The sequence below is a fragment of the Bacillus sp. 05T22 genome (assembly GCF_056396765.1).
Genome location: NZ_JBFTMC010000057.1, coordinates 1 through 25979, shown reverse-complemented (window position 1 = coordinate 25979; position 25979 = coordinate 1). Strand labels below are relative to the sequence as shown.

General features: G+C 35.0%; 20 protein-coding genes and 4 pseudogenes. 18 read left to right on the top strand and 6 right to left on the bottom strand.

What is annotated here, in order from left to right:
* The first annotated feature begins 77 nt into the window (after positions 1 to 77).
* Positions 78 to 803, top strand: a complete 726-nt coding sequence (locus tag AC1DIT_RS17045) for a thioesterase II family protein (RefSeq protein WP_016114799.1) — start codon at positions 78 to 80, stop codon at positions 801 to 803.
* A gap of 376 nt (positions 804 to 1179) precedes the next feature.
* Here AC1DIT_RS17045 and AC1DIT_RS17040 read toward each other — a convergent pair.
* A pseudogene (locus AC1DIT_RS17040) lies at positions 1180 to 1293 on the bottom strand (MerR family DNA-binding transcriptional regulator); the annotation flags it as partial.
* 102 nt (positions 1294 to 1395) lie between these two features.
* Here AC1DIT_RS17040 and AC1DIT_RS17035 point away from each other — a divergent pair.
* The 3 genes and pseudogenes from AC1DIT_RS17035 to AC1DIT_RS17025 form a co-directional block, all read left to right on the top strand.
* Positions 1396 to 1482 (top strand): annotated as a pseudogene (locus tag AC1DIT_RS17035) (GNAT family acetyltransferase); the annotation flags it as partial.
* A gap of 247 nt (positions 1483 to 1729) precedes the next feature.
* Positions 1730 to 2344: a DedA family protein gene (locus tag AC1DIT_RS17030; protein WP_016114801.1), complete on the top strand. Its 615-nt coding sequence runs from the start codon at positions 1730 to 1732 to the stop codon at positions 2342 to 2344.
* 756 nt (positions 2345 to 3100) lie between these two features.
* On the top strand, positions 3101 to 4105 hold the full coding sequence (locus tag AC1DIT_RS17025; protein ID WP_016114802.1) for a GH25 family lysozyme: 1005 nt from the start codon (positions 3101 to 3103) through the stop codon (positions 4103 to 4105).
* Positions 4106 to 4304: 199 nt separating this feature from the next.
* On the opposite strand, the gene AC1DIT_RS17020 is transcribed toward AC1DIT_RS17025, so the two are convergent.
* Positions 4305 to 4511 (bottom strand): KTSC domain-containing protein, encoded by a 207-nt coding sequence (locus tag AC1DIT_RS17020; RefSeq protein ID WP_016132798.1) that lies wholly within the window; start codon positions 4509 to 4511, stop codon positions 4305 to 4307.
* A gap of 653 nt (positions 4512 to 5164) precedes the next feature.
* On the opposite strand from AC1DIT_RS17020, the gene AC1DIT_RS17015 reads away from it, so the two are divergent.
* The gene (locus AC1DIT_RS17015; RefSeq protein ID WP_476998307.1) at positions 5165 to 7654 is read left to right on the top strand and encodes a transglycosylase domain-containing protein; all 2490 of its coding nucleotides are present in this window, start codon (positions 5165 to 5167) and stop codon (positions 7652 to 7654) included.
* Between the two features lie 142 nt (positions 7655 to 7796).
* Here the strand turns inward: AC1DIT_RS17015 and AC1DIT_RS17010 are convergent, their stop codons facing one another.
* On the bottom strand, positions 7797 to 8087 hold the full coding sequence (locus AC1DIT_RS17010; protein ID WP_003197573.1) for a hypothetical protein: 291 nt from the start codon (positions 8085 to 8087) through the stop codon (positions 7797 to 7799).
* A gap of 165 nt (positions 8088 to 8252) precedes the next feature.
* Positions 8253 to 8690, bottom strand: a complete 438-nt coding sequence (locus AC1DIT_RS17005; protein ID WP_033671187.1) for a hypothetical protein — start codon at positions 8688 to 8690, stop codon at positions 8253 to 8255.
* A 198-nt stretch (positions 8691 to 8888) separates the two neighbouring features.
* On the opposite strand from AC1DIT_RS17005, the pseudogene AC1DIT_RS17000 reads away from it, so the two are divergent.
* From AC1DIT_RS17000 to AC1DIT_RS16965, 8 genes and pseudogenes are all read left to right on the top strand, one after another.
* Positions 8889 to 9090 (top strand): annotated as a pseudogene (locus AC1DIT_RS17000) (HesB/YadR/YfhF family protein); the annotation flags it as partial.
* A 420-nt stretch (positions 9091 to 9510) separates the two neighbouring features.
* Complete coding sequence (gene mmgD, locus AC1DIT_RS16995; RefSeq protein WP_016114806.1) at positions 9511 to 10629, top strand: citrate synthase; 1119 nt, start codon at positions 9511 to 9513, stop codon at positions 10627 to 10629.
* A gap of 98 nt (positions 10630 to 10727) precedes the next feature.
* Complete coding sequence (gene prpD, locus AC1DIT_RS16990) at positions 10728 to 12164, top strand: 2-methylcitrate dehydratase (protein WP_016114807.1); 1437 nt, start codon at positions 10728 to 10730, stop codon at positions 12162 to 12164.
* 17 nt (positions 12165 to 12181) lie between these two features.
* Positions 12182 to 13090, top strand: coding sequence for a methylisocitrate lyase (prpB, locus tag AC1DIT_RS16985; protein WP_006094816.1), 909 nt, complete (start codon positions 12182 to 12184; stop codon positions 13088 to 13090).
* A gap of 112 nt (positions 13091 to 13202) precedes the next feature.
* Positions 13203 to 14964: pseudogene (locus AC1DIT_RS16980) on the top strand (sigma 54-interacting transcriptional regulator).
* 140 nt (positions 14965 to 15104) lie between these two features.
* Positions 15105 to 16820 carry an acyl-CoA dehydrogenase family protein gene (locus tag AC1DIT_RS16975; RefSeq protein ID WP_016132802.1) on the top strand — a complete coding sequence of 572 codons (1716 nt, stop codon included), beginning with the start codon at positions 15105 to 15107 and terminating at the stop codon, positions 16818 to 16820.
* A 16-nt stretch (positions 16821 to 16836) separates the two neighbouring features.
* Positions 16837 to 17727 (top strand): NAD(P)-dependent oxidoreductase, encoded by an 891-nt coding sequence (locus tag AC1DIT_RS16970; RefSeq protein ID WP_003207149.1) that lies wholly within the window; start codon positions 16837 to 16839, stop codon positions 17725 to 17727.
* A 75-nt stretch (positions 17728 to 17802) separates the two neighbouring features.
* Positions 17803 to 19263, top strand: coding sequence for a CoA-acylating methylmalonate-semialdehyde dehydrogenase (locus AC1DIT_RS16965; RefSeq protein WP_016114811.1), 1461 nt, complete (start codon positions 17803 to 17805; stop codon positions 19261 to 19263).
* A gap of 82 nt (positions 19264 to 19345) precedes the next feature.
* Here the strand turns inward: AC1DIT_RS16965 and AC1DIT_RS16960 are convergent, their stop codons facing one another.
* Positions 19346 to 19978 (bottom strand): LysE family translocator, encoded by a 633-nt coding sequence (locus tag AC1DIT_RS16960; protein WP_033671189.1) that lies wholly within the window; start codon positions 19976 to 19978, stop codon positions 19346 to 19348.
* 131 nt (positions 19979 to 20109) lie between these two features.
* Between AC1DIT_RS16960 and AC1DIT_RS16955 the strand changes: the two genes are divergently transcribed.
* Positions 20110 to 20655: a helix-turn-helix domain-containing protein gene (locus AC1DIT_RS16955; RefSeq protein WP_003197601.1), complete on the top strand. Its 546-nt coding sequence runs from the start codon at positions 20110 to 20112 to the stop codon at positions 20653 to 20655.
* Between the two features lie 83 nt (positions 20656 to 20738).
* On the opposite strand, the gene AC1DIT_RS16950 is transcribed toward AC1DIT_RS16955, so the two are convergent.
* The gene (locus AC1DIT_RS16950) at positions 20739 to 21791 is read right to left on the bottom strand and encodes an enoyl-CoA hydratase/isomerase family protein (protein ID WP_016114813.1); all 1053 of its coding nucleotides are present in this window, start codon (positions 21789 to 21791) and stop codon (positions 20739 to 20741) included.
* Positions 21792 to 22249: 458 nt separating this feature from the next.
* Here AC1DIT_RS16950 and AC1DIT_RS16945 point away from each other — a divergent pair, with 458 nt between their 5' ends.
* The 4 genes from AC1DIT_RS16945 to AC1DIT_RS16930 all read left to right on the top strand — a co-directional run.
* On the top strand, positions 22250 to 22507 hold the full coding sequence (locus AC1DIT_RS16945; RefSeq protein ID WP_003197605.1) for a hypothetical protein: 258 nt from the start codon (positions 22250 to 22252) through the stop codon (positions 22505 to 22507).
* Positions 22508 to 22982: 475 nt separating this feature from the next.
* The gene (locus tag AC1DIT_RS16940) at positions 22983 to 23222 is read left to right on the top strand and encodes a DUF2584 family protein (RefSeq protein WP_016114814.1); all 240 of its coding nucleotides are present in this window, start codon (positions 22983 to 22985) and stop codon (positions 23220 to 23222) included.
* Between the two features lie 21 nt (positions 23223 to 23243).
* On the top strand, positions 23244 to 24401 hold the full coding sequence (locus AC1DIT_RS16935) for an exonuclease SbcCD subunit D (RefSeq protein WP_003197609.1): 1158 nt from the start codon (positions 23244 to 23246) through the stop codon (positions 24399 to 24401).
* A partial coding sequence (locus tag AC1DIT_RS16930; protein WP_476998306.1) for an AAA family ATPase occupies positions 24398 to 25979 on the top strand: 1582 nt, incomplete at its 3' end. The genes AC1DIT_RS16935 and AC1DIT_RS16930, both read left to right, overlap by 4 nt.

Here is a 25979-nt window from a genome sequence, read left to right as displayed (position 1 = left end):
TACCAAAGGAGATAATAATTAAAGATATTTATACAATTTGCCAGAATATAAACAAATTTTAATCGAGGGAGACAGTAATGACGAAGATTAAACTTTTTTGTTTGCCACATGCTGGGGGATCTGCGTTTAATTACTCAAAATGGAAAAAATACTTTAATCCATTTATTGAAGTAATCCCTATAGAGTTAGCCGGTAGGGGATATAGAATTGAAGAAAGCCTTTATCATAGTATTGAAGAGGCTGTAAATGATGTCTATAAAATTATTATTAAGCAGCTAAATAATTCACCATATATTCTATATGGACATAGCATGGGAAGTTTGATCGCCTATGAATTAGCCAAGAAAATACAAATTTCCAATGACGTATTACCTGAGTTTCTTGTTTTGTCTGGTAGAAATCATCCAAATAGCAAAATAAAAGATATCCGACACAATCTACCTAATGAACAATTTAAAAATGAAGTTATTGCTATGGGTGGTACACCATCCGAGGTGTTTCAATCAGAAGAATTAATGGAAATTTTTCTCCCCATTCTAAGAGCGGATTTTAAAATCGTAGAGACATATATACATAATAATAATAATATACAAGTATGTGACATTGATTTTCTGATCTTAAATGGAAAAAATGATGAATTAACTTCATATGAAGAGGTAAAAAAATGGGAGCAATACACAAATAAAATGTGTACATTCCACTCTTTTGAAGGTAAGCATTTCTTTCTACATGAAAACATCGAGGAAATAGCAAGCATAATTATAAGAAAGTTAGTTTCTCAAAGATCCTCAATGTATTTTTAGAATTTTCTAAATCGGTTTTAAGACTGGAAAAAATATCAAAGGTAAAAAATTCAGGTTCTAATACAAAAATCATTTGATAGAGACATAGAGATCTACATGGACAGTTCAATGACAGATTATGATGTAATTCAAAACAATCTATCRTGTTTCGACAGGAGACTCCTTCTTCAAAAATGTGAAGGTGTGAAACAACAATTTTAGGTGAGAGATGAATGTTCTTAGGCGTGAGCCTATGCGTTTTTGAATACTGTAGTCAAAAACCACTTAGCATATAGGCTTGTCTTTTGTTGTTAGTAATCTAAGAGCAGTTTGGGTCTAACGATATTCTTTCTGTAAATTCCTACAAAAAGAATATCGTTTTTTTGCATTAATGTTATCCCATTTTATGATAATATCTTAACGCTTTTATGGTAATGTCCTTTATTTTAGCAACTTCTCCAATAGAAAATAAGTTTTTCACCCTAATCACTTCCTTTATATTTTTTCTAATATTACCGTTGACTCTCCTCTTAGAGGAGACATTATTATTATTTATTATAAGATATTTACATACGAAATGAAAATTCACTTATATAAAAGGGAGTTTACAAAGATGGATAAAGTAATATACAGAAGTCTAGTTAAAGAAGATTATGAGTCTATTAAAAAATTGATTGGCGAAGCATTTGGCTTCAATGAAGGCAAAACTTAATATATTTTAATACTGTTATGATTTTTAAATAATAGTAAAAACCGTATCCCTTATTTGTGATACGGTTTTCCACTTTATACCTTTATGGTTAGGGTGAACTTCTATTTTCTTAATTATCGCTCTCAGTAAAGGCTTGGAACTACTCAGCATTGAAATGCCGAGATTCCTACGAACGCCAGTGTAATCACTAGTTATTGTACGTAATTAATGCTGTAGAAAAAAAGGAGAAAACAACATGGAATGGGTTTATGAATTATTTCAGCAATATGGCTACTATGTAGTACTTGTTGGAACATTGTTAGAATATATTGCATTTCCGTTTCCAGGGGAGCCGACGTTAGTGTATGCGGGTTATTTGGCACATAAAGGAGATTTAGAATTACTACTTTTAATTATTTTATCATTTATTGGTACAAGCGTTGGGATGACAATTCAGTACTTTTTAGGCAATAAACTTGGTATGCCTTTTGTACAGAAATATGGAAAATATGTATTTTTAACACAAAGAAAAATTGATTTAACGAGAATGTGGTTTGATAAATATGGATATTTCCTTATCTTTATTGGATTTTTCGTCCCAGGCGTACGTCATTTTACTGGTTACTTTGCAGGGATTATTAATTTACCCCTCCGTCGTTTTGCCATAACGATCTACTCTGGTGCTCTATTCTGGGTATCTTTCTTTTTAATCGGTGGCTATTGGTTAGGAGGAAACTTACATGATATATTTGAAGTGCTTGGACAGCACATGGGGAAAATTATCTTCGGAGCGATAATCATTGTAGCCATTACGTTAGGTATTCATTTTCGAAAAAAATTAAAGAGTGTATTTGTAAAAAGTATAAGTTAATACGAAATTCATTCTGTTCAAAATCAAACAGAGTCATTCACCGAGTATTTGGAGGTAAAGTATAGCAGTTGAAAATATAAGTGTGGATTTACCAAAAGATAAAGATTTACTGAAAAACGGTTATCAATTCTTGGGATTCGACAAAGAGAAAAAATGCTGGGGAGTCATGCTTTATATGTTCTTGTTAAACTCTTTTAAGTTGTAGCAAGAAAAAAGAATCTGTTACAGATTCTTTTTTCTTTTATACATATTGGATTAGGAGAGTATGTTAAATCCTTGAAGGGAGCAAGGATTTAACGGTAATAGTAACCGTGGTATTAATGTAACATAGTTGATTCATATAGTTAATTGATAATGTTTGTATTGAATATTACCAATGTTTAGTATAGATATTTACTACTATAAGTATAGTGGTAAGTAATTGTTAGGATTGTTTCTTAAAAAGTGTACGATGAAAATTGTTTTTATAGAAGGTATATAACTGAGTCATGATAGGGCGTTATATAACATTTTATATCTTGATTGAATATTTAATTTATCCCTCTATTCGCGGGTAGTAAGCTCCCCACTGATTAAAGTTTCACTTTATCGTTCGATAAAGTATTAAATCGAACTGGTAAAACGCACACCTATTTTAATCGATTCCTACTATATTCATATTGTCGGAATCGATCAAGTATATGGACAAGTTGGAGGGGAGATTGAAGTATTTCTCTAAGTATTTAAATGTGATATTACAAAAGGAGGAGATGAATAATGGACAAACATATTATTGATATTTCTAAGTGGAATGTTAATATCGATTGGGATGTGGTAGCACTTCAGATTGATCTTGCAATATGCCGTGTACAGTATGGTTCGAGAACAGTTGATGAGCGGTATACAAGCTATGTAACGAATCTGGAACAACGTGGTATTCCACATGCAGCATATGCTTATGGTTGTTATGTTTCTGTTAAAGATGCAATTGTAGAAGCGAAAGATTTTATGGCAAGAGCGAGTGCTGACGCTAAATTTCTTGTTCTTGATGTTGAAGATGATACGTTAAAAAGTTGTGGTCCTGATCAGTTAGCTGAAGCATCCCAAGCGTTTATTGATACTTGTAAAGCTGCGGGTTGGAAAGTTGGATTGTACGTAGGTCATCACATGTATAATAAGTATGGTTTAAGTGGGGTGAGAGCGGATTTCCTTTGGATTCCGCGCTATGGTGGTAATAAACCAGCATATCCATGTGATATATGGCAATATACTGAAACAGGAAATATTGACGGGATAGGAAAAGTTGATTTGAATTATTTAGTTAGCGATAAGTCACTTTCATGGTTTATAGATGGTACAAGTCAGGTGCAGGACAATTTAGGACAACCAGTAGGTATTGGAATTGCTATTTCGAAATACCCTGAAGGTTACGGAATTAATCTATATAAGAATCCTGAAGAGCCTATATTTACTGGACATATCACAAATAAAATTCCGTATCTAATTTTTGAAGGATATTGGGGTGGTGGAGATAAGGATATGATTAAATTAGGAAACGAGCAACAGTGGACGAAATTAGAGCACTTTGATATAGAGTGGTTCTATGCATATTCAAACTCCCCCGTTGGATATGGGATTAATTATTATGCAGAACCTGAATGTATAAATTTTAAAGGTGTGATTGATGGTTCAAGTTCTTATCGTGTTTGGGCAAGAAAAGATGGTGCTATTGATATTGGACAAAGCAGCTGGATTAAAGAGGAGCAAGTAGTGATCAAGTAGTATTGGAAGCTATATTTAAATTTAAAAAATGGTATTACATTCGATAAACAATGTAATACCATTTTTGTTTTACATAAGATAATCATTTATACAATGATATAAATTGCTTCCTATTTATCATGCTATTTGCAGACAGTAATATTACTACTTCGAAAGTCAGTGCAAGAAAAGAAGTTAGGAGAATGAGGAACCTTACTGATTAAATTTTGGTGTGACGATAGGAATTTCTAATATAGGTGTTATAATAATAGCTTTTGGATTGCGCGTTTCGTAATCCTGTGTATATACTTTCTGGTACATCGTAAAAATCATATGTGCCAATTCTGAATTCAATTCGTAAAATCATAGATGATGGATTATAACCTACAGCGACTATTTTTTTGGAAATTACTGGATAAAAAGTCATGTTAGTTCATCTCCCTTCTTTAATATGTTTAGATGTTAAGAAAGGAAAATCCTGCTAATTTATAGAATTATAATACTTAGATGCTATACATTGCATATTATATATCCATTTTGATTTTCAAACATATAAGTCGCTGCTATGAAGAACAAAGGGTGGCCTGCACTCATTTTCTATGGGGTAGGAAGAGGGTCTGATCGCTTCTATGCATGGCCGGATGCTCTCTTTTATCTAAAAAAGAAAGGTTTTATGTCGGTTTTTCAATTTGTATTTATATAGTACTGTTTTTGTGATTGCGTAGTTTATTGTGAGTTCACACGAAATTCATATTGGTGTGATATTTTTATTTCACTATTGATTTACTAGTAATAGTTTTTCAAATAAAAAAGTTTGACCAAATGAAAAAAAAGTATATTATTTATACGAGGTTATATGTTTTTTATACTTTGCTGTTTAAAATTTTCGAATTAACTTATGCCAAAAGAAAAATGAAAGCCAACCTCTTATATTATATGTGTTACATGTAAGTATTATTAGAAAGATAGAGGGAAAATAGTTGTCCAAAGTATATAGGCTTATTTGTTGAGGTGAAATCAAGATGTTGGTTTCATTTTCGTGTAAATCAACGGGAGAATTGAAAGGCAGGAGAAAGCAAGATGTCAGAAAATTATCGTTCTCGAGAAGAGCGAAGACAAGTACAAAAGAAAAAGCAACCAAGTGCTAATGTAGAAAAAACGAAAGGTAAAACATCGTTTTTTCGTAAATTTTTAATTGGATGTTTAATACTTGGAATCGTGGCGCTCGTAGGAGGAGTAACTACTTTTTTCATTATGATAAAAGATGCTCCGAAACTTGAAAAAGAAAAGCTTGTCAATCCATTATCAGCAAAAATTTATGATAAAGATAAAAAGCTGGTATATGAATATGGGAAAGAGAAACGAACAAATATTACGTATGATCAAGTACCTAAATTAATAGAAAATGCATTTTTAGCTACAGAGGATGCACGTTTTTATGATCATAGTGGTGTTGACTTCAAAGGGACTGCACGTGCTGTTTTAGTCAGCCTTACTGGGAATTATGGCTCACAAGGCGGAAGTACAATTACCCAACAGGTTATTAAAAACTATTTCTTGTCTATGGATAAAACCCCTAAGCGTAAGGCACAAGAAATATTTTTAGCTTATAAGTTAGAACAGCAATATTCAAAACATGAAATATTAGAGATGTATTTAAATAAGATTAATTTAGGGAACCGCTCATATGGTATTGCAACAGCAGCTGAAAACTATTATGGAAAAGAATTAAAGGACTTAACTTTACCACAGGCTGCGATGCTTGCAGGACTACCAAAAGGCCCTAGTATTTATGATCCAACAAAACCGCAAAATGTAGAGCGGGCAACAGAGCGTAGAAATGTTGTCTTACATTTAATGAATCGACATGGATATATTTCKAAAAAACAAATGGAAGAAGCATCGAAGGTCCCTGTAACCGACGGACTACTTCCTCCTAAAGAAGTTACAGAAATGCCATATCCAGCATTTATAGACGCTGTTGTGAAGGAAGTAGAGAAAGAGTTACCAGATGCAAACGTTGGATCTGATGGGTTATCTATTTACACAACTTTAGACCCAGAAGCGCAGAAATATGCTGATGATCTTTTAAACAAAAATATTATTAGTTATCCAAATGATAAATTCCAAGGTGCTTTTACATTTATGGATACAAAAACTGGAGAAATTCGCGCTATAGGTAGTGGACGTGGTGAAAATAAAGCGACATTCAAAGGGCATAATATGGCAATTGAACTAGATCGTTCAGCAGGTTCAACAATGAAGCCAATTTTTGACTATGGTCCAGCAATTGAATATTTAAAATGGCCAACTTATCATCAACTCGATGATTCAGCATATAAATATTCGACAGGACAACAGGTTCAAAATGCTGATAAAACGTATAAAGGTATGATAACAATGCGTGAGTCTCTTAAATGGTCTCGTAACATACCAGCAATTAAAACAGCAAAAGAGGTAGGATTAAGTAAAGCACAAAGCTTTGCAGAAAGCTTAGGTATTCCATTTAAAAAAGATGCAGTTGAGTCAACAGCAATTGGTACAAATGAAGTATCGCCAACTGAAATCGCAGGAGCATATGCTACATTTGGTAATGATGGTAAATATACAAAACCACACTTTGTTAAAAAAGTGGTTTATCCTGATGGAAAGTCACAAAGTTTTGAACCAAAATCGAAACGTGTTATGGAAGATTATACAGCGTATATGATTACAGATATGCTACGTTCTGTTGTGAGTTCTGGTACTGGTACAGCAGCTAATGTAAGTTCTTTAGATGTGGCAGGTAAAACAGGAACAACAAACTATTCATCTGAACAAATATCGAAATATGGTATACCATCTAGTGCATCGCGTGATAGTTGGTTTGCGGGTTATACACCGCAGTATACAATGGCAGTTTGGACTGGATATATGAAAGATAGTCCTGAAGATTATATAAGCAGCAAAAATACGAAAATTGCACAACAGATTTTTAAAGAAATGATGAGTAAATTTGGAACAAATACGTCACGCTTTAAGGCGCCAAGTAGTGTTGTTCAAGAGGGTGATGAATTACGTGTGAAAGGTGCAAAACGAGATTCTTCTCCAAATCCGAGCACGTCAAATTCAAACTCAAGTGAACAGCAGAAAAATGATGGTCAAAATAAACAGCAAGAACAGCAGCAACAAACAGATGGAGATAAAAAACAACAAGAGCAAAAACAAAGTGAAGAAAATAAGCAAAATAATGATCAAAATAAACAAAATGAAGWCAATGCAACAAATAATCAAGGTGGAAATGATCAAGGGAATACAACCCCGCCGAGCAATGGAAATGGTCAAGGGAATACAACTCCGCCGAGCAATGGAAACGGCCAAGGAAATACAACTCCACCAGGCAGTGAAAACGGCCAAGGAAATACAACTCCACCAGGCAGTGGAAATGGCCAAGGGAATACAACCCCGCCAGGCAGCGGAAATGGCCAGGGGAACACAACTCCGTCAAGCGGTGGAAACGGCCAAGAAAATGCAACACAACCGAGCAATGGAAATGGTCAAGGAGAGGCAACTCCAAATGGTGGTCAATAAATATAATGTTTTTTAAAGTTTCAATCATATAAAAGTGTATGAAAAACACCTAGGATACCGGAGATTGATCGGTAACTTAGGTGTTTTTTTGTATGCTATCATGTATAAAAATACTTTATATGAAATTGAAGAATATATATGTTCAAATGTTGAAGGTCCCATAAAAATTTTGAAAATAAATTGATGGGAAATGATAGAAAATCTGGAGAGGTGGATACGGAGAATGGGGAGGATGACCATAATAGGTAGTGCCACTAGGAGGTGTGCCGTGATGCCAAAATGAAGGTGTTGCTCCACCTGATAATTGATATTGCTGCCAAGTTGCTGGGAGTTCAATGCCAACATCAGAAGTTGCTGTATGAACGGGAACAGAATGGACAGAAGGAGAGGCAACTGGGGCTACAACGGCAATTCTTGTTGGAAATAAATACATAAAAGAATCACCCCTAAATCGTATTATATAGCAGTATATTCTTGCACGAGCTGCAAATGTGCACGCAAATTTTTACAGAGTATAGAATGTATATAAAAAAGAACAAGAAAGAACAAAAATGAGTTCTTTCTTGTTGAAAGACATTTAGATATTGTAGTAGTTTCATTAACGGCAATCGTGGTCGTTGCCAATAGCTAACGCGCTAAAAGAAACCGGACCTACTATTGCAGCTTCGGCACCAGCAGTCATATTTTCAGCAGTAAGCGTGTAAACATGAGTTCCGGATCTTAGATCTTTGTCAATTGCTTGGAAGGTTACAGCGTAAAATTGTTCTGAATCAGTGGATTCTATCCCAACTTGAGTGTTGAAAATCTCAGTATTATCGCGGAAAATACGAAATACGATTTGAGCGATGTTTGTAACTCCTTCAACTCCAACTGTTGTGATTAATTCTACTGTGTTGTCACGGGAGTCTCTACGTGGAATATTTACTCGTAACTGAGCAACTGTATTTCTTTTTGGAGAATGGTCAATTGGAATTGGTTGTCTTGCATTTGTTTTACTACGTGGCTGAATAGCTTGAAAATCAATAATATGCGTTATAATTCTCACCACCTATTGTTTGATACCTTATAATATGAARACTCTTAGAGAATAGCTTGGACATTCTTACGTCGAAAGACTAACTCCAACTATAGATGGTGGACTTTTTTTATAAAAACACATCTATTTATGGAAGGAAGTTCCTGTATAAAAAGATACAATATGATTGTAATAAATAATACCTTTTATGAGTTTTTATATGGAGATAATAGCACCATTCAGCCTAGTTATTCTTTAGGAGTGGCTTTTGAGGTGTCAGAAGATATAGCCGCATCTGTTGAACAGGATGGCATTCAATTTTTTTGTCGATTCCGACGATATTTGGTATTTTCGGGACTATGATTTAGTAGTAAGTTATCATAAGAAAATGGACGAAATTGAATTTAACTATGTAAAATAATAATTTTATTAAAAATGAAAATATTTTATATAAAAATTGTATTTAATTAATATCGATATATAAAATAAGTGTGAACGAGTTGTGTATATGTACAACTCGCTTTTTTGTGTGCTGAAAAAAGATAATAAATATACGGAGTAAATTGTTTGTTGTATAAGCTTTATATGGAATTTTATTGAAAATCAATATATTTCGGTTTAAAAGAAAGAGAAGGGACAACGGGCTTTTTGATAAAAAACTTAGACGTTATTCTTAAAAAACAATTTTATTACAGCAGGAAAAGTATAGGAAACTTATCATTATAAAATAAATTGAAATCTTCTAAAAACTCTGATACATTGAAATAGAAATGTAGTTCACAATGTTGTAAAGGCTTACAGTTATGTGCACGAAGATCTATTAGGATTGGAGGAAATGATAATGAAAGCTGAAGAAAAATTTTCCCCGGGATTAGATGGTGTAGTCGCAGCGGAGACGAAAATTTCGTTTCTCGATACGGTAAAAGGTGAAATTGTTATTCAAGGATATGACTTAATTGAACTATCAAAGACAAAAGGTTATTTAGACATTGTGCACCTTTTATTAGAAGAACATCTACCAAATGAGGATGAAAAGGAAAAACTTGAAAAGAAATTGAAGGAAGAATATGAAGTACCAGAAGGTGTATTCAATGTTTTAAAAGCATTGCCAAAAGAAACGCACCCGATGGATGGGTTACGTACAGGTGTATCAGCATTAGCTGGTTATGATAACGATATTGAAAACCGTTCGCTAGAAGTAAACAAAAGTCGTGGTTATAAATTGTTAAGCAAAGTGCCAAATATTGTTGCGAACAGTTATCATATTTTAAACAATGAAGAGCCGATCGGGCCGCTTCAGGAGTTATCGTATAGTGCGAATTTCTTCTATATGTTAACTGGTAAAAAACCGACTGAGCTTGAAGAGAAAATCTTCGACCGCTCTTTAGTTTTATATAGTGAACATGAAATGCCAAACTCTACATTCACAGCTCGCGTTATCGCATCTACGCAATCAGACTTATATGGTGCTTTAACAGGAGCAGTCGCATCCTTAAAAGGAAGCCTACATGGCGGTGCAAATGAAGCAGTTATGTACATGCTGTTAGAAGCTGGAAATGTTGAGAAATTTGAAGAGTTACTGCAAAAGAAATTATATAACAAAGAAAAAATCATGGGATTTGGACATCGCGTCTACATGAAGAAGATGGATCCAAGAGCACTCATGATGAAAGAAGCTTTAAAACAGTTATGTGATGTAAAAGGTGATTATACATTATATGAAATGTGTGAAGCTGGAGAGAAAATTATGGAGAAGGAAAAAGGAATCTATCCGAATCTAGATTATTATGCAGCTCCAGTATATTGGATGTTAGGTATTCCAATTCAACTGTACACGCCAATCTTTTTCAGTTCTAGAACAGTAGGCTTATGTGCGCATGTTATTGAACAGCATACAAACAATCGCTTGTTCCGCCCACGTGTAAATTATATCGGCGAGCGACATGTGCTTAGCAAATAAAAACAACTGGGGAGTTGTTAAGGCCGCCCGCCAGGTGGGTGTTTGACTGACACCCATCCTCAATAATAACGAATTTTCGACAGAAAGGGAAGGATAGCATGATTAAAACAAATGAAATTAAACAAAAAGATGCAATTTTAGAAGAGATTACGGATTATGTATTAAATAAAGAGGTGACGAGCTCAGAAGCATTTAGCACAGCACGCTATGTGTTACTTGATACGCTTGGATGCGGAATTTTAGCGCTGCAATATCCTGAATGTACGAAACTCCTTGGACCAGTTGTACCAGGAACAGTTGTGCCAAATGGTACACGTGTACCAGGAACATCATTTGTACTTGATCCAGTACGCGGTGCTTTTAATATTGGATGTATGATTCGTTGGCTGGATTATAACGATACATGGCTTGCTGCAGAATGGGGACACCCGTCTGATAATTTAGGTGGAATTTTAGCTGTTGCGGATTATGTGAGCCGCGTTCGTATTTCAGAAGGAAAAGAACCATTAAAAGTACGCGATGTACTTGAAATGATGATTAAAGCCCATGAAATCCAAGGTGTACTTGCATTAGAAAATAGTTTAAACCGCGTTGGTCTTGACCATGTATTATATGTAAAAGTAGCGACAACAGCAGTTGTTACAAAAATGCTTGGTGGCACGCGTGAAGAAATCTTTAACGCATTGTCTCATGCATGGATTGATAACTCTAGTCTTCGTACATATCGTCATGCCCCAAATACAGGTTCACGTAAGTCATGGGCAGCTGGGGATGCAACAAGCCGTGGTGTTTACCTTGCACTTACTGCATTAAAAGGTGAAATGGGTTATCCAACGGCATTATCTGCACCAGGATGGGGATTCCAAGATGTATTATTTAATAAGCAGGAACTAAAATTAGCAAGACCTTTAGATTCTTATGTAATGGAAAATGTATTGTTTAAAGTATCATATCCAGCAGAATTCCATGCTCAAACAGCTGCAGAATGCGCAGTGAAATTACATCCAGAAGTGAAAGAGCGATTAGAGGAAATTGACCGTATTACAATTACAACACATGAATCGGCGGTTCGTATTATTGATAAAGAAGGTCCATTAAATAACCCAGCTGACCGCGATCATTGCTTACAATACATTACTGCAATTGGTCTATTAAAAGGCGATATCGTTGCAGATGACTATGAGGATGAAGTTGCATTTGACCCTCGTGTAGATGAATTACGAAATAAGATGGTTGTTGTAGAAAATAAACAGTATAGTTTGGATTACCTTGATCCGAACAAGCGCTCAATCGCCAACGCTGTTCAAGTTCATTTTAAAGATGGWACWGTAACAGAAAAYGTRGARTGTGAATACCCATTAGGTCACCGTTTCCGTAGAGACGAAGCGATTCCAAAGGTTGTTCAAAAGTTTTCTGCAAATATGGCTGTTCATTATTCTAATAAACAACAAGAAAAAATTCATGAAGCTTGTTTGAATGAAGAAAAGTTAGAAAATATGAATGTAAATGAATTTGTAGATCTTTTCTTAATTTAAGTATAGGGGGAATAAGAATGGCTTGGGTTGTGAATAAACCGTCAACACAAGAAGAGCTTGCTAATCGATTCCGAGCTTTAGTAGAGGCACCTGAAATTTTACAAATCCCTGGTGCTCATGATGCAATGGCTGCTCTTGTTGCAAAAAACACTGGATTTTCAGCTCTTTATTTATCGGGAGCTGCTTATACAGCAAGTAAGGGTTTGCCAGATTTAGGTATTGTAACGTCTACTGAAGTAGCTGACAGAGCAAGAGATCTTGTTAGAGCAACGGACTTACCTCTTCTTGTCGATATTGATACAGGATTTGGTGGAGTGTTAAATGTAGCAAGAACGGCTGTAGAGATGGTGGAAGCAAATGTAGCCGCTGTCCAAATTGAAGATCAACAATTACCGAAAAAATGTGGACACTTAAATGGAAAAAAACTTGTTTCCACTGAGGAATTAGTACAGAAGATTAAAGCGATTAAAGAAGTAGCACCAACACTTGTTGTTGTAGCACGTACAGATGCTCGCGGTGTAGAAGGATTAGATGCAGCAATTGAAAGAGCGATTGCTTATGTAAAAGCAGGTGCAGATGCTGTTTTCCCGGAAGCACTTCAATCCGAAGAAGAATTCCGTTTGTTCAACAGTAAAGTAAATGTTCCGTTGCTTGCGAACATGACTGAATTTGGGAAAACTCCATATTATAGTGCAGAAGAATTTGCAAATATGGGCTTCCAAATGGTGATTTATCCGGTTACATCACTTCGCGTTGCAGCAAAAGCATATGAGCGTGTGTTTATGCTAATTAAAGAAACAGGCTCACAAAAAGAAGGGCTATCTAACATGCAAACGAGAAGTGAATTGTATGAAACAATTTCGTATCATGATTTTGAGGAATTAGATAACGGAATTGCAAAAACAGTTTTATCTGAAGATCAATAGAACAGAGAAGAAAGGCGATGATGGGACATCTTGGGCAAGAACAACTGCTTGATGTGAGAATTCATCGCCTTTTTATATGATTTGAATTGTTGTATACAAGAGGTGAGAAGATATGAGTTCTACAAAAGATTTCTCTGTAGAAAAATGGATGCAGCAAGATTTCCAGTTTGTGAGAAGTAACGATACGATTACTGAAACAGTTAAACTTCTTATTAAAATATCAAAGGATGAACTTCCTGTGCTAGATGGAAAGCAAATGATTGGCATTGTAAAACTGACAGATTGTATTCAGTGGATACAACAAAAAAGTGATAAAAGTATGTTAGTTCATATGATTGTCACTAATTCTATTAATAAGGGTAGTATGAAAACAACTATGAACGAATTACAGGATACACCATTTTATGTGACAACTGAACAAGATGGAGTACTTGTAGGAATCATAGACAAGCCTGAACTTTTCGCTTTTCAAAAGTTTCTAAAACAGCAATTAAAAGAATCACAACAATTAATTGAATGGTTTCGTTTGTCTTTCGACACTGCGTATGAAGGCATTGCGATTGTGGATGAAAACGGCGTCATTCAAATGTTTAATGAATACGTATAGCCGCTTTGTTGGAGTATCAAAAGAAGAAGCAATTGGACAACTGGCCGAAAATGTAATTGAGAATACGAGGCTTCCAGTTGTATTAAAAACAGGGGTACCAGAAAGAAATCAAGTGCATCGTTTGCAAGGACAAAATTTAGTTGTGCATCGGATGCCGATTTGGAAGCAAGGAAGAGTGATAGGTGCTGTAGGCATGCTTATTCATGAAGGGATTTCAGATATTTATAAAATACTAGAGAGGTTTGATCAAAAAGATAGTGCTGTCAAACCGTTATTTTCTAAACCGAAGAAGAAGCAAATTCGATTCGAAGATATTCTTGGAGAAAGTCAGACGATTTCTGAAACGAAAAAAATGGCTCGAAAAGCAGCTGGGTCGAAAGCGTCTGTGTTAATTACTGGAGAAAGTGGTGTTGGTAAAGAGCAATTTGCAAGAGCTATACATGATACAGGTATAACAAARAACGGTCCATTTATCAGTGTGAACTGTGCTGCTATTCCTGATAATTTACTAGAATCCGAACTGTTTGGTTATGCAGAAGGTGCTTTTACAGGTGCGAAAAAGAACGGGAAAGCAGGGAAGTTTGAACTTGCGAATCATGGCACGTTATTTTTAGACGAAATCGGTGATATGTCTCTATTAACACAGGTGAAAATTTTACGTGTTTTACAAGAAAGGGAGATAGAAAGAATTGGTGGTACGCATCCAATTCCAGTTGATTTTAGGCTAATTGCAGCGACAAATAAAGATTTAAAACAAATGGTTAGAGAAGGTACATTTAGAGAAGATTTATATCATCGTCTTCATGTTATTCCGATTCATATTCCACCACTTCGTTTTCGAAAGCAAGACATCCCACTCATTGTCGAAGAACATTTACAAAAGTTATGTCAAATGTATGGTGCTAAAGAAAAGACACTTGATAAAGAAGTATTACGCCTTATGTTCCATTACAATTGGCCAGGAAATGTTCGGGAATTAATCAATGTGTTGGAAAGACTATTTGCACTATCGGATGATGTACATATACGAGCTAAGGATTTACCAGAAGAATTCTATTATCGGGATATGGAACAGAAGAAATTAGTACCTATGATTCAGTCTTTACCAGCAAAGCAAGAAGCGATGAAAGTGGTACGTGAAGAGGAAGAGCGAGGATTAATTGAACGCGTTTTAAAAGAAGCAAAAGGGAATAAGTCAAAGGCAGCAGCATTGTTAGGGATTTCTAGGGCGACTCTTTATAACAAATTATCACGATTCAAAATCTAGACAAATTGTTATAAACAGTGTAAAACTGTCTAAACAGTTTTACGTTTTCTATTTATTTAGCCCAGGTTCTATCAAGTTTTTAGTTTGGCATAGATTTTGCATATAAAGAAAATGAAGACCGAAATGATAGGGGGATACAGATGGAGAAAACAAAGTTGCAATGGGACGAATTTTTTTCGCTGAATAAGAAYCTTAATACAACTTTTTTTACACCGGAAGATTTTTCAGGTGATGAAGATTTAATCGCAAAAACAACAGAACAGTTTGTTAAACAGGAAATTGTTCCTCAAATTGAAAATATCGAGCAGCACAATTATCAAGTTTCTCGCGGGTTGTTTGAAAAGGCCGGAGAACTTGGGTTGTTAAGTATAGAGGTACCAGAAGAATATGGTGGGTTCGAATTAGGAAAGGCAGTTTCTGGCCTTGTAGCAGAAAAGATGGGATATGCAGGAGCATTTAGTGTTTCCTTTAATATTCATGCTGGTGTAGGAACATTGCCATATATATACTATGGCACAAACGAGCAGAAGGAAAAATACTTACCTAAAATTGCATCAGGCGAATGGATTGGAGCGTATGCATTAACAGAACCTAATGCTGGATCAGATGCATTAAGTGCAAAAACAAGCGCTGTATTAAATGAAGAAGGAACAACTTGGAAATTAAATGGGGAAAAGCAGTGGATTACAAATGCTCATATGGCTGATGTATATGTTGTTTTTGCAAAGACAAATAAAGGAATGACAGCATTTATTGTCGAAAGAACATGTGAAGGTGTTTCAATTGGCTTAGAAGAAAAGAAAATGGGCATTAAAGGATCTTCGACTGCGACACTCATTTTAGAGGATGTTGTAATTCCAGTTGAAAATGTATTAGGGGAAGTTGGAAAGGGTCATCACGTAGCCCTTAATATCCTCAATTTCGCTAGATTGAAACTCGCTTTTGGAAATATTGGAACAGCAAAACAAGCAATTGGTTTATCTGTTCAATACGGAAAAGAACGAAAACAGTTTCAAACAGAATTAGTTGATTTCACGATGATTCAAGAGAAAATTGCAAATATGATTATCGCTACATACGGTGCAGAGAGTGCAGCTTATCGAACAGCAGGCGTAATTGACGAGGCAATTCATGAGACAAATGGGGATGGCAGCATCATGCAGAAAATGTCTCAATTTGCAATGGAGTGTGCCATTAATAAAGTGAATGCTTCGGAAACACTAGGAAATATTGTGGATGAAGCTGTACAAATTCATGGTGGCTACGGTTATATGCAAGAATATGAAGTAGAACGATTATATCGTGATGCTAGAATTAGCCGTATATTTGAAGGAACGAATGAAATTAACCGCTTAACAGTTGCGAAAATGTTAATGAAACAAACGAAGCAAATAGGAGATCAAGTAGACGAAGGCACATTTGAAAATATAGAACGAAACCATCGTTATATTTTATTATCGAAACAGTTATTGAAGCAATCTTTGAAAACGCTATCTCAAACTCCTAAATTGAAAATCGAGCAAGAACAAGAATATTCACGCGTATTAGCAGACATGTTGAAAGATGTGTATGTAATGGAATCAGCATTTTTACGTACGAAGAAAGCAGTGAGTAAAAATGGTGAAGAAAAAGAACGTACAAAACAGTTCGTAACAGATGTTCTTTGTGAGGAAGGGTATCGTAAAGTAGAATCAGCGGCAATGGTTCTTCTTTCTGCAGCAGTACAAGAAGAGCAAAATAGAAACGCTATTCTAGATGAAATTCGTCAACTGTCAATACCTCTATATACGAACATATTTATGAAAAAGAGAGAAATTGCAAAAGCCATTATAAATCGCGGAAAATATATTGTTTAAATAGGAGGAGAACAATATGAAAAAGATTGGTTTTATTGGTTTAGGTAATATGGGCCTTCCAATGTCTAAAAATTTAGTTAAATCAAATTACACTGTATATGGCGTCGATTTAAATAAAGATGCTGAGGCTTCTTTTGAGAAAGATGGAGGAATCATCGGCTTATCAATTGCAAACTTGGCAGAAACATGTGATTTGATTTTTACAAGTTTACCATCTCCGCGAGCTGTGGAAGCGGTTTATTTTGGAGAAGAGGGTTTAATTGAGAATAGTCATCCGAATGTTGTTCTAATTGATACCAGTACAGTAGCACCGCAATTGAATAAAAGATTAGCAGAAGCTGCTAATGATAAAAAAGTAGATTTCTTAGCAGCACCGGTTAGTGGTGGGGTGATTGGAGCAGAAAATCGCACATTAACTTTTATGGTCGGTGGATCAAAAGAAGTATATGAAAAAGGTTTACCAGTGATGGAAGTATTAGGGGCAAATGTGTTTCATGTAAGTGAACAAATTGATAGTGGCACGACTGTAAAGCTTATTAATAACTTATTGATAGGTTTCTACACAGCGGGTGTAAGTGAAGCTTTGACTTTAGCGAAGAAAAACAATATGGATTTAGAGAAAATGTTTGATATTTTAAATGTGAGTTACGGACAAAGTAGAATTTATGAGCGCAACTATAAAAGCTTTATTGCACCAGAAAACTATGAGCCAGGTTTTACTGTAAATCTATTAAAGAAAGATTTAGGATTTGCGGTTGATTTAGCAAAAGAAAGTGAACTTCACTTACCAGTAAGTGAAATGCTGTTGAACTTGTATGATGAAGCGGGTAAAGCGGGGTATGGTGAAAAAGACATGGCTGCTTTATATAAGAAGATAAGTGAACAAGTAATCTCTAGTCATGAATAATGAATGGTTATAGCGTCGAATTATAAATTGTGAGAAACAATTCGAACTTATAACAATAAAAAAGGAGCGAATACAATGATTACAACWGAAATTAAACGAGTGAAAAATCATATTAATGGTGAATGGGTAGAATCTACTGGTACGGAAGTTGAAGCTGTTCCAAATCCTGCAACTGGGAAAATAATCGCTTATGTTCCGCTTTCTCCAAAAGAAGATGTGGAGCGTGCTGTTGAAGCTGCAAAAGCAGCTTATGAAACATGGTCTAAAGTGCCGGTTCCAAATCGTTCAAGACAGCTATACAAATATTTACAACTTTTACAAGAAAATAAAGATGAGCTTGCGAAAATTATCACATTAGAAAATGGAAAAACATTAAAGGATGCGAGTGGTGAAGTACAGCGTGGTATTGAGGCTGTAGAATTGGCAACATCAACACCAAATTTAATGATGGGGCAAGCACTCCCGAACATTGCAGGTGGAATTGATGGTTCGATTTGGCGTTACCCAATTGGAGTTGTTGCTGGTATTACACCGTTTAACTTCCCGATGATGATTCCATTATGGATGTTCCCATTAGCAATTGCTTGCGGTAACACATTCGTATTAAAAACGTCTGAAAGAACACCGCTTTTAGCTGAGAGACTGGTAGAGTTATTCTATGAAGCAGGTTTCCCAAAAGGAGTTTTAAATTTAGTGCAAGGCGGAAAAGACGTTGTAAATAGCATTCTAGAAAATAAGGACATTCAAGCGGTTTCATTTGTTGGATCTGAGCCAGTTGCACGCTATGTATACGAAACAGGAACAAAATATGGAAAACGAGTACAAGCGCTCGCAGGAGCGAAGAATCATGCGATTGTTATGCCAGATTGCAATCTTGAAAAAACAGTACAAGGTGTTATTGGTTCTGCATTTGCGAGCAGTGGAGAGCGCTGCATGGCATGTTCTGTTGTAGCTGTTGTGGATGAAATTGCTGATGAGTTTATTGATGTACTAGTAGCGGAAACACGTAAATTAAAAGTTGGCGATGGTTTCCATGAAGATAATTATGTAGGTCCATTAATTCGTGAATCTCATAAAGAGCGTGTACTAGGCTATATTAATAGTGGTGTAGCAGATGGGGCTGCTTTATTAGTAGATGGTCGTAAAATTAATGAAGAAGCCCGTGAAGGATATTTTGTTGGAGCAACAATCTTTGATGGTGTGAATCAAGATATGAAAATTTGGCAAGATGAAATTTTTGCTCCAGTTTTAAGTATTGTGAGAGTAAAAGATTTAGAAGAAGGCATTAAACTTACAAATCAATCCAAATTTGCAAATGGTGCAGTTATTTATACATCAAGCGGTAAACATGCGCAAACATTCCGTGATAATATCGATGCAGGAATGATTGGCGTAAACGTTAACGTTCCAGCACCGATGGCATTCTTCGCATTTGCTGGAAATAAAGCATCCTTCTATGGTGATCTTGGAACAAATGGAACAGACGGTGTTCAATTCTATACACGTAAAAAAGTTGTGACAGAGCGCTGGTTTTAATAGATGAATAGCATATACATGTAACTTGTTACATGTACAAAAAGTACACCCCTCTCATTAGAGAGGGGTGTACTTTTCATCGTTAACTATTCTTTTCAAAAGCTAATTTGATACCAAATCCAATTAATACAATACCAGTAAGTCCTTGGATGTATCTTTGGGTAGCTGGTTTTTTCATGAAAACACTGATTTTATCAATTAAGAAGATATAAAAGGCAAACCATATCGCGGTTAAAACGAGATAGGTAAGACCCATGGTTAGAAATTGAATGAATGTATTATGGTTAGGATTTAAAAATTGTGGTAAAAAGGTCAAAAAGAATACAGCGACTTTAGGATTTAAAAGATTAGTAAGAAACCCTTGGCGAAAACAAGAGCTGTTTTCATCTGCATGTTTCATAGGTAACTCATTTGTATCTATGCTGTTTTTGCTTTTTAAAGATAGAAGTGCTTTTATTCCTAAATAGACTAGATAAATGGCACCAACATATTTAAAAATAGAAAATAAGAAAGCAGATTTAACAATAATAGCGGAAAGCCCAATTACAGCAGCTAAAGTATGAATTAAAAGGGCGATACATGTGCCGAAAACCGTTTTTACACCTCCTATTTTTCCTGAAGTAAGAGTGTTTTTTGTAGCCATTGCAGTATCGGGCCCGGGTAAAATAATAAGACAAATAGACATGATAATAAAAAGAAGATAGTTCTCCACAATCACTCCACCTTTCTGTGTTTATCTTTCAGAAAATTTAATTAAAAATAGTTTAACACAATTTAAGTGATATGATAAATAAAATTTAAGTATGTTAAAATATATCTATCATATTGTTTGAAGGAGCATGAGGTATGGAAAATATAAATATCGGAAAAAAGGTGAAAGAGCTTCGGGAATATAAGGAGCTGAGTATGCGAGAGTTAGCTAAAATGGCAGAAATAACACCTTCTATGTTAAGTCAAATTGAACGAGGATTAGCTAATCCTTCGATTCAAACATTGAAATTGCTAGCCAAGGCTTTAGAAGTTCCAACTTTTAGTTTTCTCATTGAAGATACGAACACGGATGATCTAGTTATAAGAGCGAATGCACGTAAAAAAATGATCGTAGGAAATTTATCCTATGAATTATTATCACCAGATTTAACGGGTGCTTTGGCAGTATCTTTAATGACTTTGCCACCTAATTCTGTTTCCTCCGAAAAACTTTTAGAGCATAAAGGAGAGGAAATTGCCCATGTTTTAGAAGGACAGATTATCTTGTATTTACAGCAAGATATATACACTTTATACCCCGGGGATAGTGTGAAAATCCCTTCTTATATGAAACATAAATGGGAGAATCTATTTGATCAAGATGCCGTTATTTTATTCGCTGTAACGCCTCCATCGTTCTGATAATGAAGATACATAATACATATGTCTAGAAAGAAAAAAGCTAGATGAAGCAGCAAATAGGTTGCTTTCATCTAGCTTTTTGATTAGGCATTAAGCAGATTGAAGAAGCGATTGACATCTTCATCTGAAACATCACTTAATTGTTTATATTTATACTTTGGATTTTGATCTTTGTCGACAACGACTGAACGTACTCCTTCAAAGAAATCTTCGTGCCTCATGAAATTTTTAGCGAGCACGAGATCTGTTGCAAAGCATTCTTCTATCGATTTTTCCTTTCCGTCAATAAGTTGTTTTAATGTTATTTTTAATGAGAACGGAGATTTTGATAGTAATGTTTCTTTCGTTTTTGAAGCGAAGGATCCGTCAGCATTATCTAATGAATGGATGATATCTTCAACTGTATGGAATGAAAAATGTTGATCAATTTCTTCTAATAAGGAAACAAGTTCACTTTCTACACTAGGAGCTGTTTCATATTTATTAATGAGTTCTTTTAAAGTGATATGTACATTTTGATCATGCCAATTTACTTTTTCGATTGCATCTAGGAAAGTAGGTAAAGTTTCCGATGGCATATAATGATCAGCAGCTTTTATATATAATACATCAGCAGCTTTTAAAACAGATGCTGTTAACGCAACATACCGACCAGTCTGCCCAGGAGCCTTGTTTAAGAAATAAGCAGCTCCAACGTCTGGGAAAAAACCAATGTTCATCTCAGGCATGGCCCATTTTGTACGATCTGTTACAATTCTATATTTTGCCCCATTCGTAAGACCGACGCCACCACCCATTACAATTCCATCTAAACAAGCAATAATTGGTTTTGGATAATGATATATATAAGTATCTATTTCGTATTCTTCTTCAAAAAAATGTTCAGCATGCTGTAACGCAACTTCATTTGAACGTGCTTCGTATAATGTTTTTATATCACCACCAGCGCAAAATCCTTTCGTGCCAGCACCTTTCAAGATTACTACGGCAATACGATCATCTTTTCCCCATTCTTTTAGTTTTTGACCAATCGGATGTAACATATCATAGGATAAAGAGTTAAGTGCTTTTGGGCGATTTAAAGTGATTGACGCGACGCCATTTTTGTGAATGGAAAATAAAACATTTTCAGTCATTTTGAATCCTCCTCTTATATATCTTCTCATTCTTATTTCTCGATAAAAGCTAAAATGTCCTTTATAATTTATTTGATATTGCAAGTAGCGTGCCAGTTTTAATGTCCTTAATTAAGAAGAAATGCCAGTAATAAAGTGTCTAACTGTCTAAACAAATGGACATTTAGACGTCGGACTAGATACTTTTTAGAATGGTGCATATTTTGACGAGTTATATTTGCAGGATTTCAACATATGAAAATGAATATTACAACATCAGTCATTTAAAATGTAGGGGTATTGTTTGTAACTTGAAAATGAAGGGAATACTATATACCATATTTAATTTGAAAGAAAATGAGTAATTGGAATGAATTCAATATGGATAGCAACTTCACTTTGTTGTATTTACTGAATTGTCTTGCTTTTAACGAAGTGAGAGTTTGTATATAATAGGAGTAGAGAAAGGGGAGATCGGAATGCCAGGGCCTTTGCTATTATCGGTTATTATTTTGTCTTCTCTCATGGTAGGAATTACACAGTATTTTCATCGTACAGATACGACAGAAGAAATTAAAGATAAAGTACGTCTCGTATTTCCGGTTTTTATATTATCTATCTCACTGTGTTATGTGTTAAATAAAGATGGGTATATCGTGGCATCATTCTCATTTTTTATAGCAATTGTTTTAATAACTGTATTGTACTATATAATGAAAGAGTATTTGCAAAAATAAAGATGCCTGAAAGGGCATTTTTATTTTTATGAAATTAAACAATTTATACCGGAATTTGAAGATGTGAATTCATATTACTGTTTACCTGCTTTTCTAAAATTGCTTTCTGTATACTTGTTTTTTAAGCTATTATTGCTTTGACTTTAGGATATTAATAAACTTATTGAATCATATTTTTATTGGGACTGTTTTTTGTATCATATAAAATCATTCAACTTGTAGAACATTCAGCTCATTCTTCTTTTCCAAACGGTCACGCGACATCAGCGATTCTATTTTAAACATCGTGACTTAATTTCAAATCCACATGAAACATTATTAATTTCACATACCGCATTATAATTTAAAAAATACATATAACATAAAAAAATAAAATGAGTGTGAAAGTGAATTCTTCATCATGTATTCACTTGTCAATCGTGAATAGCCGCTATACTATTAAAGTATAGAGAACTGGAAAAGGGGTTGTATTTATATGAAATTTGAGATGCATACAAAGATTATTTCAAATGAAAAAGAAATGAGATTACATATAGAAGAAAATATATTTCAATTAATATTAGACGGTTATCATTTATTTGCTGTGGATGAAATGTTACCTTTATATAAATCTGATCAAGAAAGAATCGGTAGTGCAATCGTTCAAAAGTTAGAGTGGGAAGATGGGAAGACAACACTTAACTACCAACTGGTTTCATTACAATCAGTAAATTAAAAGAGAGAAAGGAAGGAAAAGATGAAGTTTTTTCATACAGCGGATTGGCATTTAGGAAAACTTGTTCACGGTGTGTATATGACCGAAGATCAACGAATTGTATTAGATCAGTTCGTTCAAGCTGTGGAAGAAGAAAAACCAGATGCCGTAATTATTGCAGGTGATTTGTATGACCGAGCGATTCCTCCAACAGAAGCAGTAGATTTACTAAATGATGTATTAAAAAAGATAGTGATTGATTTACAAACGCCAGTAATTGCAGTAGCAGGGAATCATGATAGTCCAGACCGTATTCATTTTGGCAGCAGTTTAATGAAAAAACAAGGGTTACATATTGTTGGCCAATTTCAATTTCCGTATGAACCAGTTGTTTTACATGATAAGTATGGGGAAGTGCATTTTCATTTAATCCCATATGCGGATCCAAGTATTGTAAGACATGTGATGAAAAATGAAGATATTCGGTCGCATGATGATGCGATGCGCATTTTCATGAATGAACTTTCAGAAACGATGAATCAAGAAGCAAGACACGTATTTGTAGGCCATGCATTTGTCACTTCTTCAGGTGAAGCAGAAGAAAATACGAGTGATGCAGAGCGTCCGCTTTCCATCGGCGGTGCTGAATACGTAAATAGTCATTATTTTGATAAGTTTCATTACACAGCACTTGGGCATTTGCACCAAGCGCACTTTGTACGTAATGAAACGATTCGTTATTCTGGTTCACCACTTGCGTATTCTATTTCTGAAGAGCGGCATAAAAAAGGGTATTATATTGTGGAATTAGACGAAACAGGTCAAGTGGAAATAGAAAAGCGTTTATTTACACCTCGTCGCCAAATGCGAACAGTAGAAGCGAAAATAGATGATTTATTAAAGTATCCAACAAGTGAAGATTATGTCTTCGTAAAGTTATTAGATGAAAATCCTGTACTGCAGCCAATGGAAAAAATTCGTTCTGTATATCCAAATGCTATGCATGTTGAACGTTCTATGCAAAGACGAGAATTTACAGAAACCAATGAAGTTACTGTTTCTAGACATAAAACAGATGATCTATCCCTTTTGAAAGCTTTTTATAGAGAAATGAAGGGCTCAGATTTATCAGAAGAGAAAGAACGTCTTTTCTTAGACGTATTACAAACAGTGCAGGAACGGGAAGGTGAACGAGGATGAGACCACTTCAGCTTATTATGACCGCATTTGGTCCGTATAAACAGCGAGAAGTTATCGATTTCAGCGATCTTGGCGATCACCGTATTTTTGCTATTTCAGGAAATACGGGAGCTGGGAAAACAACGATATTTGATGCGATTTGTTATGTATTATATGGGGAAGCGAGCGGAGAAGAACGTAGTGATACGAGTATGCTACGTAGCCAATTTGCTGATGATAATATATACACAAGTGTAGAATTAACCTTCCAGTTGAAAGGAAAGCAATACGAAATAAAAAGACAGCTCGGTCATAAAAAACAAGGGAATAAAACAGTTACAGGGTATGCTGTTGAGCTATATGAAGTAATAGGTGATGAGAAGGTTCCATGTGTGGATCGTTTTCATGTGACAGATGTGAACAAAAAGGTTGAAGATTTAATCGGACTTAGCAAACATCAATTTAGTCAAATTGTTATGCTTCCGCAAGGAGAATTCCGAAAACTATTAACGTCTGAAACAGAAAATAAAGAAGAAATTTTACGTCGTATTTTTAAAACAGATCGTTATAAATTAATGCGTGAATTGTTAGATCAAAAACGTAAACAGTGGAAAGACGTCTTACAAGAAAAGCAAAAAGAAAGAGAACTGTACTTCCGTAATGTTTTTAAATTACCGGTTCGAGATGATTCATTATTAGAGACAGTAGTTCAACAGGAACATGTAAATACGCACCAAGTAGTCGAAGCGCTTGAACAAGAAAAAAATTGCTATGAGGCGGAAGTTGAACAATTACAAGCGCAGCAAACATTGCAAACGCAGCAATTAAAAAAAACCGAAGATCGTTTTCATACAGCTAAGTCTATTAATGAAAAGTTCAAAGATTTACAGCAAAAACAAGAGAAACAAGCAGTTTTACAAGCAAATCGAGAACAAATAGAAACAGAAGAACAACGTTTTAAACTTGCTGAACAAGCGAAACGATTATTACCATTTGAACAATGGTATGAAGAAGCGGTACAGAGTGAACAAAATGCTGAACAATTATTGAAACAAATATCTGTAAAAAAAGAAAAGACGGTTAAGGCGTTTGAACTTGCTTATGAGAAATATGAAGAATTAAAGGGTAAAGAGTCTGTTCGTGAAGAAGGTAAGAAAACTGTACAAAGATTAGAAGAGTTACAGCCAATTATTGCTTCATTAGCAGAGAAAAAATCAAAATTGCAACAGGCAGAACTTCAAAGTGGGAAATTGAAGGAAGGTATTCAGAAGTTTGAGAAACAGCTAGAAGGACAGATTTCTCAAAAACAACAAATTGCCGGAGAATTACAACAGCTAGAGGTTGCACTTGAGCAATATGTAGCAAAAGTAGAAGAGCTAACAAATATGCGGGAAGAYGCAAAAGTACTAAAGCAAGCATATGACGTTTGGCAAGAAAAGCAAAAATATGAACAAGAAAAAGAAGTTGCAAATCAAAAGATGGAAGTTGCAGTTAAAGCATATGAAGAGATGGAGCATCGTTGGTTAAATGAACAAGCAGGAATGTTAGCTCTTCATCTTCATGAAGGTGAATCTTGTCCTGTATGTGGTAGCATAGATC

What these genes read in the sequence shown, in the direction of transcription:
- AC1DIT_RS16950 (WP_016114813.1), bottom strand. Translation starts at nt 21,791, where the DNA reads ATGACTGAAAATGTTTTATTTTCCATTCACAAAAATGGCGTCGCGTCA.
- AC1DIT_RS16940 (WP_016114814.1), top strand. Translation starts at nt 22,983, where the DNA reads ATGAAATTTGAGATGCATACAAAGATTATTTCAAATGAAAAAGAAATG.
- AC1DIT_RS16955 (WP_003197601.1), top strand. Translation starts at nt 20,110, where the DNA reads ATGGAAAATATAAATATCGGAAAAAAGGTGAAAGAGCTTCGGGAATAT.
- prpB (WP_006094816.1), top strand. Translation starts at nt 12,182, where the DNA reads ATGGCTTGGGTTGTGAATAAACCGTCAACACAAGAAGAGCTTGCTAAT.
- AC1DIT_RS17020 (WP_016132798.1), bottom strand. Translation starts at nt 4,511, where the DNA reads ATGACTTTTTATCCAGTAATTTCCAAAAAAATAGTCGCTGTAGGTTAT.
- AC1DIT_RS16970 (WP_003207149.1), top strand. Translation starts at nt 16,837, where the DNA reads ATGAAAAAGATTGGTTTTATTGGTTTAGGTAATATGGGCCTTCCAATG.
- AC1DIT_RS17045 (WP_016114799.1), top strand. Translation starts at nt 78, where the DNA reads ATGACGAAGATTAAACTTTTTTGTTTGCCACATGCTGGGGGATCTGCG.
- AC1DIT_RS16935 (WP_003197609.1), top strand. Translation starts at nt 23,244, where the DNA reads ATGAAGTTTTTTCATACAGCGGATTGGCATTTAGGAAAACTTGTTCAC.
- AC1DIT_RS17025 (WP_016114802.1), top strand. Translation starts at nt 3,101, where the DNA reads ATGGACAAACATATTATTGATATTTCTAAGTGGAATGTTAATATCGAT.
- AC1DIT_RS17030 (WP_016114801.1), top strand. Translation starts at nt 1,730, where the DNA reads ATGGAATGGGTTTATGAATTATTTCAGCAATATGGCTACTATGTAGTA.
- AC1DIT_RS17010 (WP_003197573.1), bottom strand. Translation starts at nt 8,087, where the DNA reads ATGTATTTATTTCCAACAAGAATTGCCGTTGTAGCCCCAGTTGCCTCT.
- mmgD (WP_016114806.1), top strand. Translation starts at nt 9,511, where the DNA reads ATGAAAGCTGAAGAAAAATTTTCCCCGGGATTAGATGGTGTAGTCGCA.
- AC1DIT_RS16945 (WP_003197605.1), top strand. Translation starts at nt 22,250, where the DNA reads ATGCCAGGGCCTTTGCTATTATCGGTTATTATTTTGTCTTCTCTCATG.